At 62.6% G+C, this 11,988-nt stretch carries 11 protein-coding genes; 1 reads left to right on the forward strand and 10 read right to left on the reverse strand.

From position 1 onward, the window contains the following. The first annotated feature begins 26 nt into the window (after window positions 1-26). Complete coding sequence (locus ACIQUF_RS00110; RefSeq protein ID WP_403126583.1) at window positions 27-1,088, forward strand: AI-2E family transporter; 1,062 nt, start codon at window positions 27-29, stop codon at window positions 1,086-1,088. Window positions 1,089-1,091: 3 nt separating this feature from the next. On the opposite strand, the gene ACIQUF_RS00115 is transcribed toward ACIQUF_RS00110, so the two are convergent. From ACIQUF_RS00115 to nuoI, 10 genes are all read right to left on the reverse strand, one after another. Beyond that, window positions 1,092-2,321: a YcaO-like family protein gene (locus tag ACIQUF_RS00115; protein ID WP_403126585.1), complete on the reverse strand. Its 1,230-nt coding sequence runs from the start codon at window positions 2,319-2,321 to the stop codon at window positions 1,092-1,094. Window positions 2,322-2,335: 14 nt separating this feature from the next. Next, window positions 2,336-3,190 (reverse strand): class I SAM-dependent methyltransferase, encoded by an 855-nt coding sequence (locus tag ACIQUF_RS00120; RefSeq protein WP_403126588.1) that lies wholly within the window; start codon window positions 3,188-3,190, stop codon window positions 2,336-2,338. Between the two features lie 102 nt (window positions 3,191-3,292). Further along, a complete protein-coding gene (locus tag ACIQUF_RS00125; protein WP_403126591.1) occupies window positions 3,293-3,436 on the reverse strand; it encodes a hypothetical protein in 144 nt (47 codons plus the stop codon). A 96-nt stretch (window positions 3,437-3,532) separates the two neighbouring features. Continuing rightward, window positions 3,533-5,584 carry a TonB-dependent receptor family protein gene (locus tag ACIQUF_RS00130; protein WP_403126595.1) on the reverse strand — a complete coding sequence of 684 codons (2,052 nt, stop codon included), beginning with the start codon at window positions 5,582-5,584 and terminating at the stop codon, window positions 3,533-3,535. 126 nt (window positions 5,585-5,710) lie between these two features. After that, window positions 5,711-7,180 (reverse strand): NADH-quinone oxidoreductase subunit NuoN, encoded by a 1,470-nt coding sequence (gene nuoN / locus ACIQUF_RS00135; protein ID WP_403126598.1) that lies wholly within the window; start codon window positions 7,178-7,180, stop codon window positions 5,711-5,713. Window positions 7,181-7,187: 7 nt separating this feature from the next. Continuing rightward, window positions 7,188-8,720, reverse strand: a complete 1,533-nt coding sequence (gene nuoM / locus ACIQUF_RS00140; protein ID WP_403126602.1) for an NADH-quinone oxidoreductase subunit M — start codon at window positions 8,718-8,720, stop codon at window positions 7,188-7,190. A gap of 40 nt (window positions 8,721-8,760) precedes the next feature. Continuing rightward, window positions 8,761-10,614: an NADH-quinone oxidoreductase subunit L gene (gene nuoL, locus ACIQUF_RS00145; RefSeq protein ID WP_403126606.1), complete on the reverse strand. Its 1,854-nt coding sequence runs from the start codon at window positions 10,612-10,614 to the stop codon at window positions 8,761-8,763. Further along, window positions 10,611-10,919, reverse strand: coding sequence for an NADH-quinone oxidoreductase subunit NuoK (nuoK, locus tag ACIQUF_RS00150; protein WP_003251446.1), 309 nt, complete (start codon window positions 10,917-10,919; stop codon window positions 10,611-10,613). The genes nuoL and nuoK overlap by 4 nt, the downstream gene beginning before the upstream one ends. Window positions 10,920-10,922: 3 nt before the next feature. Continuing rightward, the gene (nuoJ, locus tag ACIQUF_RS00155; RefSeq protein ID WP_403126610.1) at window positions 10,923-11,423 is read right to left on the reverse strand and encodes an NADH-quinone oxidoreductase subunit J; all 501 of its coding nucleotides are present in this window, start codon (window positions 11,421-11,423) and stop codon (window positions 10,923-10,925) included. Between the two features lie 10 nt (window positions 11,424-11,433). Then, on the reverse strand, window positions 11,434-11,982 hold the full coding sequence (nuoI, locus tag ACIQUF_RS00160) for an NADH-quinone oxidoreductase subunit NuoI (protein WP_003251442.1): 549 nt from the start codon (window positions 11,980-11,982) through the stop codon (window positions 11,434-11,436). Window positions 11,983-11,988 lie beyond the last annotated feature (6 nt).

The raw sequence follows: 11,988 nt of genomic DNA on the forward strand, positions 1-11,988 counted from the left end.
ATGTTCAGGACACTTGAGGACGCTCCATGAACCAGACCGCTCTACAGAACAAAGCCCTGGCAGTATTGCTGGCGCTGGTGACCATAGCCTTCGGCTGGATCCTGCTGCCGTACTATGGCGCCATCTTCTGGGCGGTGATTCTTGGCATCCTGTTCGCGCCGCTGCAACGCAACTTGCTCATACGCTTTGGCCGGCGGCGCAATCTGGCTGCCGGTACGACGTTGCTGGTGTGCCTGTTGGTGGCCATCATGCCGGTGATTATCACCAGCGCCCTGCTGGTGCAGGAAGGTGCTGTGCTCTATCAGCGCATCGAGAGCGGGCAGCTGGACATCGCCGGCTACGTCGAGCGCGGCATGGACATGCTGCCGCCGTTCATCCAGCACAGCCTGGACAGCATGGGCATGGGTAATCTGGATGGGTTGCGCGACAAGATAACCAAATGGGCAACGCAAGGCAGTCAGGTGCTGGCCAGCCAGGCATTCAGTTTTGGCCAGGGCACCTTCGAATTTCTGGTGAGCTTCGGCATCATGCTGTACCTGCTGTTCTTCTTCCTGCGCGAGGGCGCCGACGTGGCGCGCCGTGTACGCCTCGCTGTGCCGCTGCCGGAACACCAGAAACGCCGCCTGCAGCTGAAGTTCAACCGGGTGGTGCGGGCCACGGTCAAAGGCAATGTGCTGGTGGCCATTACCCAAGGGGCGCTGGGTGGGTTCATCTTCTGGGTGCTGGACATTCCCAGCGCGCTGGTCTGGGCGGTGCTGATGGCCTTTCTGTCGCTGCTGCCGGCAGTGGGCGCGGGGATCATCTGGGCGCCGGTGGCGGCGTACTTTCTATTGACCGGGGCGATCCTGCAGGGCTTGATCCTGACGGCCTTTGGCGTGCTGGTGATTGGCCTGGTAGACAACGTGTTGCGGCCGATCCTGGTGGGCAAGGACACGCGCATGCCCGATTACCTGATCCTGGTGTCCACCTTGGGTGGGCTGGCGGTATTCGGGCTCAACGGGTTCGTGATCGGGCCGCTGATTGCCGCGCTGTTCATGTCCAGTTGGGGGATATTCGCGGCGACCAAGCCGCAGGTGCAGTTGCCGTGACACTCATGCTGATCCCTTTACGGGAGCCAGTTGCATGCCACGAGCATGGGGCAACACGACGTTGCCGCTGGATACCAGATGAAAACGCTCCAGGCCTGGCACCACGACATTGACGAAGCTGATGCCCTGATCGCCACGGAAAACTTCGCAGATACCGGCCACGCGTCCATGCTGGTGCAGGTCCTGCAGCACTGCCTGCACCTGTTCAGCGACGGGCTCGCGTGCCATCGGCGTGGGCAAAACGACCTCCGTTACTGTCGTTTCAAGCAGTGGCGTCAGCTGTAGCTGCAAACAGCGGTGCAAGCCGGGCCAGCTGCGAAGCTGCAGTTCCGCTTCGCGAAGCTCCAGGGCGGCTGCAGGCACCTTGGCGTTCAGGCACATCTGCACCAGTTCACTGATTGCCCGCCTAACACCATGTCGAGGATCCAGAGCAGCCCCGCTACCGGTGAGGCCTTCATGCAGCCCATGGGGTGAGTGCGGGCACCAAGCCAGGTAGGTCCGGCTGGCAAACTCACTGCTGATGTCCAGTACCGCGATCGACGCGCCGAGTTGGCGTTCAGCCTGCTCCCAGAGCATCGACAAGTCCGTTTCGTCGGCAGGCTTGCTCACGCGATGCAGTGTGTCGGGGCGCTGGAAGTAGAAGTGGCGAAGCATGAACAGGGAAAGCGCATCACGTTCGATGAGCTGGTTCAGTGCATGCAGAACCGCTTCATCACGGCTTGCACCGATCGCCGAGCCGTCATTGCCGCTGTATCGGCGCAGACCGTCGTAGTTGAATGTATCCCCTGGCAGCGAAGCTTTCGCATAGTCGGGCCGTGTTACTCCAAGCGGATAGTCAAACAGTGGCCGGCCATCTGCAGTCAGGTAGCGCTGGCAGGCCAGTCTCGTATCGGGTTGCTCCAACAGCCAGGGCTGCAGAAAATCGTCCTTGAGATGCAGGTCGGCGGCAAGCTCCGTACTGTCACGGATTACCCAGTGACGGTGCTGATGTTCATCCAGGTAATGTTCTAGCGCCTCGAACCGAGCACCTACCGTTGCTTCGGCAAGGGTCCCTTTGCCACTGCCTCGGGCAGTGCAACCGGTCGATGCTTCGAGCTTCACCAGAACGGAGCCAATAGCGGCGCCCAACTGGCGTTCCTCCACCTTCAAGGACAATGCCGCTAGCTGTGCATCAATTCTCGCCAGAGCCTGGCTCAAGCTGATTTCACGCTCAGGGGGAAGTTTGCTTTCCATGGGTTTCCTCAGTGTCAGGGCTCAAGGTGGTAGAACTGAAACAGGCTGTCCCCGGTTACAGTGCCGGCCAGGCTGCGGTGCACCATAAGGCCCGCGCGGCGGGCTTCGACACCGACCTCGAACAGCAGTGGCGTATGCCCGAACAGGATCATCACGCCATCGGCCCGCAGCAGTCTGGCCAGCGAATGAAAGAGGTTTACGGCGGTTTGTCGTGGCATGACTTCAGCATTCAAGAAACGCAGGATCAGTGCATCGCAGGATGCGGGCGGGACTGCCGGCGTATGGGCATCAGCGCGTCGGAATGCCAGGTTGTGGGAGCGATGATGGCGCCTGGCATGTTCGATCATGTTGAGCGACGCATCTGCGCCAATACAGCGCACCCAGGGTAAGGTGCGGGCGATCGAGGCGATGAACGTGCCTGTCGAGCACGCGGGGTCATGGACCAAGGCCCCTTCAGGCAAGCGCTTTTCGAGAAGCGCGTGGCATGCATCGCGAAAATGCTGCTCCTGGCGGTCCAGGTTGGTAGCCAGTGGCTCTGGATTGTTCCAGTAGTCCGCTGAAGCGAACAGCTCCTCGCACTGTTGCCCGAGAACCGGAAAAGGAAAATGCACGCGGTTGTGCGGGGCAAGCAATGCCTGGCGAAACAGGGCGTGTTTATTCGCACTGGCGATGGGTTGGTAACTGCAGTTCAAGCCCTGATCGCTCCATGTGGACTTGAGCAATCGGCCATAGAGCATGTCGGGAGTCAGTCGACTGCCCAGTTCCTGGTGCTCGTCACGCTGTTTGCGACCCAGGTATTCGACACCCTCGACAGTGAGTACGAACAGTGCATTCAGCGCAGGGCCGATGGGCTCGAACAGCTGCTTCACGACAGTACCCATGTTCGTCACCTCTGCAGATGTTTCAGATCAGGCGGCATGCAGGACGCGGTGGGTGGCCAGGCAGCCTTGGCGGTTACCTGGCGCAGTGCATTACTTGTCGTTCAGCACTTTCTTTTCATGTCGAGCCAGCTGCTCGGTAGTGAGCGGCTGGTTTTTCTTCTCGGCGTCTTGCGAAGCAGTTTGAGCATCGCGGTCTTTGAAGGAATTGGCCCAGCCTTTGGTGTAACCACCCATGGTGAACTCCTTTCAGTACGTGGCTTTATTGCCACAGGAGCTACTATCGTCTTGGCTAAAACCTCTTCCGAGAGGGAAATGTTTCGTGAGCCTGGGTCAGTTGAACCGATAGGCAATTCCGGCATAAACCCCAAAGCCTTCCCCAGGCGTCGACCGGGCGATGTCCTGCCCAGCATCGTTGTAGCCCGGTGTTACCGTTGCCGCGTAGCGCTTGTTGGTCAGGTTGCGCAAGTCCAGCCAGGTCTGCCAGTCCTGCTTCGGCGAGTCCCAGCCCAGCCGCGCGCCCAGCAGCGCGTAGGCATCGGCGTGGTAGCTGTTGGCGTAGTCGACTTGCACCTTGGAGGCCATTTGCGTGTTCACCCCGGTGTAGAACCCGCTCGGCCAGTCGTAGCGCAGTTCGGCCTGGTAGTAGTGCATCGGGATGCCAGGCAGGCGGTTGTCACCGAACGTGTCATCGTCGCGGTAGTGGAAATCGCTGAAGGTATAGGCCTGGCGCAGGCTCAGCTTGCCAGTGCCCGTGCGCTCCCAGAGGGTGCTGTCCAGGCCGGCCTCAACACCTTGGTGCACGGTGGGGCTGGCATTGAACTCCTTGGCCGGCTGGCCTTGCACGATCTCCACCGCCAACAGTTCGTGGCGTACTTGCGAGTAATACCAGGCCAGATCCCAACGCCCCAGCGCCGAATCGCCGCGTGCACCCAGTTCAAGCGTAGTGGCGGTCTGGTTCTGCATCTCGATCGGTTGCGTGGCGACCGTCGAGCTCCAGATCAGCGACCATGGATGCGGCGGTTCGACCGAGCGGCTCAGGTTGCCATACACCTGCAGTTGCGGGTTGATGTCGTAACGCAGGCCCAGGCGCGGGGCGTAGTCCCAGTCGTGCTGGCTGACCTTGCCGCCGGTGGCGGGGTAGGTGACGTCGCTTTCACGTCGGGTGTAGATCATCGCCAGGCCCGTGGTCAGCCAAAGGTCCGGGATCAGTTCCAGGTCGTTGCCGACATGCAGCACGGTATCCGAACCCTGGTAGCTGAAGTCGCGGCTGCGCGCGCCGAAGTTGTCGCCGCTGCTGCGGGCGAACTGCGAGGCACCACTGTTGGGCAGGTGCTTGGTGGTGCGCCAACCGATGGTGGTCTTGCTTTCGTGACCGAACAGGGTGTCGCGGCGCATGTAGTTGAGCGTGCCGCTGACATCGGTGTAGGCGACCTTCAGGCGCATCGGGCCTTCGCGCAGGTCCATCGGGAAGTCGTGATAGACCAGCCCGGCTTCGATGCGGGCATCGTCTTCGAGGTAAAAGGTGGTCTTGTTCGCGACCCAGGTGCTGCCGGGTTGCGGGCGGCTGTCGTCGCGGGCCAGGTACGCGGCGTTGGCGGCGCGCGGGTCATGCTTGATCTGGTCTTTGGTCAGGCGCCCGGCGAGGTCGTTTTCGGTTTCCCGGTAGCGCAGGTAGAAGCGTGTTTCCAGGTTCGGGTTGAAGCGATAGCCGACGTTGGCGGCGATGCCCTTGGCGCTGCCGCTGCTGTGGTCCTGGTAGCCGTCATACTCTGAGTCGGTCAGGGCCACGTAGTAGTCGAGGTTGCCCAGCACCTGCCCAGAACTGATGTGCCGGTGCTGGTAGCCACGGCTGCCGGCTTCGTAACGCACTTCAAGCGGCGCGGCATCGTAGCCGGTGTGGGTGACGTAGTTGATCGCGCCGCCCAGGGCCAGGGAGCCCACATCGAAGCCGTTGGCCCCGCGCAACACTTCGGCGCGGCTCAGCCACAGTGGCTCGAACAGCTCGTAGGGCGTACCGCCAGGGCCGGTCAGCGGCAGCCCGTCGAACATCGTGTACACGCCTGAACCGTGCGCGCCGGGTGCGCGGTTGATGCCTGAGCCTCGGATCGACAGCTTGATGCCGTCGTTGCCCGCTGATTGGGCGAATACGCCAGGCTGGTAAGCCAGCACATCCTGGTTGCTGGCGACCCGGCCCTGGCCTACCTTGTTCATGTCCACCAGGTTGCTGGCGCCGGGGATTTCCCGCAGGCGTTCGGCGGCGCTTTCCAGTTCGGTCTGTTGCTGGTCTTCGATCAACACCTGATCAAGTTCGACGCGGCCAGTGGCTTGGGCTGCGTTGGCAACCAACAGGGCCAGCAAGGAGAGGGGAAGGGAGGGGCGCATTTCATGGGTTCCAGAACGATAAGCGGGAATCTGACGCTGCAACTGTCAGACGAAGCACAGCTTTCGTTCTGTAGCTCTGAAAAAGAAAAACCCCGCCGAGGCGGGGTTCTCCGAATCGCTGAACAATCAGCCGATCAGTTGCAGGCCAGCCTGCTGGACCATTTCCAGCAGTGGCTGCGGGTACACACCCAGGACGAAGGCGAGAATAGCGATGGCCAGCAGCATAACGCCGCCGGTGCGCTGTTCCCACTTCAGCGGGGCGTCGTGGCGACGCAGGTTCGGCTCAACCAGGTACAGGGTGACCATGACGCGCAGGTAGTAGTACACGCCGATGGCGCTACCGATCACCAGCGCACCGACCAGCCACCACAGGTGCGACTCGACGCCGGTGGCGATGATGTAGAACTTGCCGATGAAGCCAGCAGTCAGTGGAATACCGGCCAGCGACAGCATCATCACGGTCAGTACCGCGGTCAGGTACGGGCGGCGCCAGAACAGGCCGCGGTACTCGTACAGCGCATCGGCGTCACGGCCGCCATAAGGCGAGGACATCAGGGTGATCACGCCGAAGGCGCCGAGGCTGGTGATCACGTAGGTGACCAGGTACACGCCCATGGCCTCCAGGGCCAAGCCCTTGCTGGCGATCAAGGCGATCAGCAGGTAGCCGAAGTGGGCGATGGACGAGTAACCGAGCAGACGCTTGAGGTTGCTCTGGGTCAGCGCCAGCAGGTTGCCGACCAGGATCGAGGCGACCGCGATCACGGCCAGTACGGTGCTCAGCACGCCACTGCTGGCAGCAGGGGAGAGCATGAACAGGCGCACGACCACGGCAAATACCGCGACCTTGCTGGCGGTGGCCAGGAACGCGGCGACCGGCGCCGGGGCACCCTCGTACACGTCCGGGGTCCACAGGTGGAAGGGTACCAGCGACAGCTTGAAGGCCAGGCCGACCAGCATCATGCCCAGGCCCAGCTGGGCCACCAGGCTTGGCATGCTGGTGGCAGCCAGGGCTTTACCGATCTGGTCGAAGCTCAGGCTGCCTGCATCGGCATACAGCAGCGCCATGCCGAACAGCAGGAACGCCGAGCCTGCAGCCGACAGCACCATGTATTTGATGCCCGCTTCCAGCGACCGCTTGTTGAAGAACGCATACGCCACCAGGCCATACACCGGCACCGACAGCAATTCCAGGCCGATGAACAGGCCGGCGAGGTGGTTGGCGCTGACCAGCACCAGGCCACCGAGGGCCGACATCAGCAGCAGCAGGTAGAGTTCTTCACGGTTGCCCGGGAAGCCCTTGGAGCCCTCGCCAAGGTAGGCGTGGGCGAGGGTGACGCAGGCCAGCGTGGCCACCAGGATGATCGCCATGTACAGGCAGGCGAACTTGTCGATGGTGATCAGCGGTGTGACCGCCAGGGGCGCGACCTTCAAGACCGGCAGGATCGATAGCAGGGCCAGGTTGAGGCCCACGGTGGACAGCAGGAAGGTCTGCGAGTGGTTGCGCTTCCAGGCGATCGCCAGCATCACCACCACCGTGGTGATGGTGGTGATCAGCATCGGCGCCAATGCGATGAAGTGTTGAGTGGTGAATTCCATAGCGCTCTTACCGGGCCGAAGCGAGTTGAGTGAAAGCGGAACCGAGCCACTGCTGCACACCACTCATAGTGGCGGCAGAGGTGTCGAGGAACGGCTGCGGATACACGCCCAGAACGATCAGCAGCACCGCCAGGCCCAGCACCATGATCAGCTCGCGGCCGTCCATGCCAGCCAGCACGGTGTCGCTCTTGCTTGGGCCGAAGTAGGCGCGGTGGATCATGATCAGCGAGTAGACGGAGCCGAACACCAGGCCAGTGGTGGCGATCACGGTGATCCACGGCACGCTGGCGAAGCTGCCGATCAGGATCAGGAACTCGCCGACGAAGTTGCCGGTACCTGGCAGGCCCAGGGAGGCGGCGGCGAAGAACAGGCTGATCGCAGGCAGGTAGGCGATGCGGTGCCACAGGCCACCCATCTGGCGCATGTCACGGGTGTGCAGGCGCTCATACAGCTGGCCGGACAGGATGAACAGCGCGGCAGCCGACAGGCCGTGGGCCAGCATCTGGATCACCGCGCCCTGCAGGGCCTGCTGGCTGCCGGAGTAGATACCGATCAGCACGAAGCCCATGTGCGAGACGCTGGAGAAGGCGATCAGGCGCTTGATGTCGCTTTGCGCGAAGGCCAGGAAGGCACCGTAGAAGATACCGATCAGGCCCAGGGTCATGGCGATCGGCGCAAACTCCGCCGAAGCGTTCGGGAACAGCGGCAGGGCGAAGCGCAGCAGGCCATAGGCCGCGGTCTTCAGCAAGATACCCGCCAGGTCCACGGAACCTGCGGTCGGGGCCTGGGCGTGGGCATCAGGCAGCCAGGAGTGGAACGGCACGACCGGCAGCTTGACCGCGAAGGCGATGAAGAAGCCCAGCATCAGGATGTACTCGACGCCGGCCGGCAGCTCGGCCTTGAGCAGGTCGCTGTAGTTGAAGGTCAGCACGCCGGTGGTGTTGTAGTTGAACAGCACCAGGCCCAGGATCGCCACCAGCATGATCAGGCCGCTGGCCTGGGTGAAGATGAAGAACTTGGTTGCGGCGTAGATCCGGGTCTTCTTGCCGTCTGCGGAGCTGTGACCCCAGAGCGCGATGAGGAAATACATCGGCACCAGCATCATTTCCCAGAAGAAGAAGAACAGGAACAGGTCCAGGGCCAGGAACACACCGACCACACCGCCCAGGATCCACATCAGGTTGAGGTGGAAGAAGCCGACGTGGCGCTGGATTTCTTTCCAGGAGCACAGTACCGACAGCACACCGAGCAGGCCGGTGAGCAGGATCATCAGCAACGACAGGCCGTCGAGGGCCAGGTGGATGCTGATGCCGAAGCGCTTGATCCACTCGACTTTATATTCGATGGCCCAAGCAGGTTCGGCGCCTGGCGCAGGCGCCAGGGTGTAGTCGCCGGTGCCCCACAGGTAGAGGCCGATGCCAAGCAGCAGGGACATGGTCAGCAGCGCGATCCAGCGCGGCAGGGTGGCGCCGAAGCGCTCACCCAGCCAGCACAGGAAGCCGCCGATGAAGGGGATCAGGATCAGCCAAGGCAAAATCATGACGGGTTGGTTTCCTTTGGCAAAGTCGCAAGATTCATAGTCATACCGCAGCCACTACCACAGCACCGAGTACCAGCACGGCGCCGACGGCGATCGAGGCGGTGTACCAGCGCAGCTGGCCGGTCTCGGTCTTGCTCATGGCGACGTGGCCGCCACGCGCCATCCGAGGGATCAGGCCGATGCTGCGGTCAACCGGGTCCTTGCGCAGGACATGGCTGATCAGCAGGTAAGGTTTGACGAAGAGCTTGTCGTAGATCCAGTCGAAGCCCCAGGCGGCGAACCACCAGGCCGACAGGACGCGGCCGATGCCGCTGTTGGCGATGGCGCTGACGAAGCGGCGCTTGCCCAGGAACAGCAGGGCCGACAGCAGGATACCGGCGATGGCGATGGCGCCCGAGGCGATCTCCAGCGAGTGCTTGGCATCACCACCGGCGTGGCCGGCGCTTTCCGGCAGCACACCGGCCAGCGGTGGAGTGATCCAGGCGCCGACGAAGGTCGAGAGCACGATCAGCACGCCCAGTGGCAGCCAGTGGCTGATGCCGTGGCCGGCGTGGGCTTCGGTCTTGGCTTCGCCGTGGAAGGCGATGAAGATCAGGCGGAAGGTGTACAGCGAGGTCATGAACGCGCCAACCAGGCCGGCATACAGCAGGCCGGTGTTGCCGCTGGCGAAGGCTTCCCAGAGGATCTCGTCCTTGGAGTAGAAGCCCACGGTCACGATCGGCAATGCGGCCAGGGCGGCACCGCCGACCACGAAGCTGGCGTAGGCCAGTGGCAGCTTCTTCCACAGGCCGCCCATCTTGAAGATGTTCTGCTCGTGGTGGCAGGCAACGATCACCGCACCGGAGGCCAGGAACAGCAGGGCCTTGAAGAAGGCGTGGGTCATCAGGTGGAAGATCGCCGCGTCCCAGGCGCCAACGCCCAGGGCCAGGAACATGTAGCCGATCTGGCTCATGGTCGAGTAGGCGAGGATCCGCTTGATGTCGGTCTGTACCAGTGCGGCGAAGCCGGCCAGTACCAGGGTCACGCCGCCGACCACGCCTACCAGGTGCAGGATGTCCGGCGCCAGCAGGAACAGGCCGTTGGTACGGGCGATCAGGTAGACGCCCGCGGTCACCATGGTTGCCGCGTGGATCAGTGCCGAAACCGGGGTCGGGCCCGCCATCGCGTCGGCCAGCCAGGTCTGCAGCGGCAGCTGGGCCGATTTACCGACCGCGCCACCGAGCAGCATCAAGGTCGCCAGGACCATCCAGGTATCACCCGCCTGGAACTTCTGCGGTGCCAGCACCAGCAGTTCCTGCACGTTCAGGGTCCCCAGCTGGGCGAACAGGATGAACAGGCCGATGGCCATGAACACGTCGCCGATACGGGTGACGATGAAGGCCTTGAGTGCGGCGTTACCGTTGTTGCGGTTGCTGTAGTAGAAACCGATCAACAGGTACGAGCACAGGCCCACGCCTTCCCAGCCGAAGTAGATGAACAGCAGGTTGTCGCCCAGCACCAGGAACAGCATGCTGGCGATGAACAGGTTGGTGTACGAGAAGAAGCGCGAGTAGCCGGCTTCGCCACGCATGTACCAGGAGGCGAACAGGTGGATCAGGAAGCCCACGCCAGTGACCACACCGAGCATGGTGACCGACAGGCCATCGACGTACAGGGTGAAGTTCGGCGCGAAGCCGTCCACCGACATCCACTGCCACAGCAGCTGGCTGTACGCGCCGCCTTCAGGCGGGGCGACATTGAACTGCCAGATCACGTAGGCAGCGGTGGCCGCCGAAAGGCCGACCGAGCCGACGCCGATCAGCGCGGACAGGTTCTCCGAGAACCGCCCGCGCGAGAACGACAGCAGCAGGAAGCCGATCAGGGGGAAGACGAAAGTCAGGAAGATAAGGTTCATCCGCGCATCTCACTGGCAGCATCGATGTCGAGAGTGTGGAAGCGGCGATACAGCTGCAGCAGGATCGCCAGGCCAATACTGGCCTCGGCGGCTGCCAGGCTGATCACCAGAATGAACATCACCTGGCCGTCGGGCTGGACCCAACGGGCACCGGCGACGACGAACGCCAGGGCAGAGGCGTTCATCATGACTTCCAGGCTCATGAGCACGAAGAGGATGTTGCGGCGGACCATCAGGCCAACCAGACCTAAGCAGAACAGGATGCCGGCGACCGCCAGACCATGTTCGAGAGGGATAGCACCCATGATTTACTCCTTCGCCTCGTTGCGGCCCAGGTGGAAGGCGGTGACCGCTGCCGCGAGCAGCAGCATCGACGCCAGTTCGACCACCAGCAGGTACGGGCCGAACAGGCTGATGCCCACTGCTTTCGGGCCCACGGTGGTGCCGCTGATGCCGGCGCCGCTTGGCGCGACGAACAGCACGTACAGCAGTTCGAGCAGCAACAGGGTGCCGAGGATCACCGGCCCCGCCCAGATACCGGGTTTGAGCCAGCCGCGCTCCTGGGCGACCGAAGCCGGCCCGAGGTTGAGCATCATCACCACGAAGACGAACAGCACCATGATGGCGCCGGCGTAGGCGATCACTTCCAGGGCGCCGGCGAACGGCGCACCCAGGGCGAAGAAGATCATGGCCACGGAAATCAGCGAAATGATCAGGTAAAGCAAGGCGTGCACGGGGTTGGTGCCGGTCACCACACGCAGGGTGGAGACCACGGCGATCCCGGATGCGAAGTAGAAAGCGAATTCCATCTTTCTGTCCTTATGGGAGCAAGCTCTTCACGTTGATCGGCTCGGCTTCGTTCTGTGCAGAGCCTTTCGGCTTGCCAGCGATCGCCATACCCGCAACACGGTAGAAGTTGTAGTCAGGGTTCTTGCCGGGGCCGGAGATCAGCAGATCTTCTTTCTCGTACACCAGGTCCTGACGCTTGAACTCGGCCATTTCGAAATCCGGAGTCAGCTGGATCGCGGTGGTCGGGCACGCTTCCTCGCACAGGCCGCAGAAGATGCAGCGCGAGAAGTTGATGCGGAAGAACTCCGGGTACCAGCGGCCGTCTTCGGTTTCAGCCTTCTGCAGCGAGATGCAGCCAACCGGGCAGGCCACCGCGCAGAGGTTGCAGGCCACGCAGCGCTCTTCGCCGTCGGGGTCGCGGGTGAGGACGATGCGGCCGCGGTAGCGCGGCGGCAGGTACACGGGTTCTTCGGGGTACTGCAGGGTGTCGCGCTTGCGGAACCCGTGGGAGAACACCATGGCCAGGCTGCGCAGCTGTGTGCCGGTGCCCTTAACGATGTCGCCGATATACTTGAACATGGGTCA

This window comes from Pseudomonas sp. NPDC090233, from assembly GCF_044772285.1.
Lineage (GTDB): Bacteria > Pseudomonadota > Gammaproteobacteria > Pseudomonadales > Pseudomonadaceae > Aquipseudomonas.

Excerpts from the sequence above, each read along its gene's own strand:
- ACIQUF_RS00110 (WP_403126583.1), top strand. The coding sequence starts at position 27 with ATGAACCAGACCGCTCTACAGAACAAAGCCCTGGCAGTATTGCTGGCG.
- ACIQUF_RS00115 (WP_403126585.1), bottom strand. The coding sequence starts at position 2,321 with ATGGAAAGCAAACTTCCCCCTGAGCGTGAAATCAGCTTGAGCCAGGCT.
- ACIQUF_RS00125 (WP_403126591.1), bottom strand. The coding sequence starts at position 3,436 with ATGGGTGGTTACACCAAAGGCTGGGCCAATTCCTTCAAAGACCGCGAT.
- ACIQUF_RS00130 (WP_403126595.1), bottom strand. The coding sequence starts at position 5,584 with ATGCGCCCCTCCCTTCCCCTCTCCTTGCTGGCCCTGTTGGTTGCCAAC.
- nuoN (WP_403126598.1), bottom strand. The coding sequence starts at position 7,180 with ATGGAATTCACCACTCAACACTTCATCGCATTGGCGCCGATGCTGATC.
- nuoM (WP_403126602.1), bottom strand. The coding sequence starts at position 8,720 with ATGATTTTGCCTTGGCTGATCCTGATCCCCTTCATCGGCGGCTTCCTG.
- nuoL (WP_403126606.1), bottom strand. The coding sequence starts at position 10,614 with ATGAACCTTATCTTCCTGACTTTCGTCTTCCCCCTGATCGGCTTCCTG.
- nuoK (WP_003251446.1), bottom strand. The coding sequence starts at position 10,919 with ATGGGTGCTATCCCTCTCGAACATGGTCTGGCGGTCGCCGGCATCCTG.
- nuoJ (WP_403126610.1), bottom strand. The coding sequence starts at position 11,423 with ATGGAATTCGCTTTCTACTTCGCATCCGGGATCGCCGTGGTCTCCACC.
- nuoI (WP_003251442.1), bottom strand. The coding sequence starts at position 11,982 with ATGTTCAAGTATATCGGCGACATCGTTAAGGGCACCGGCACACAGCTG.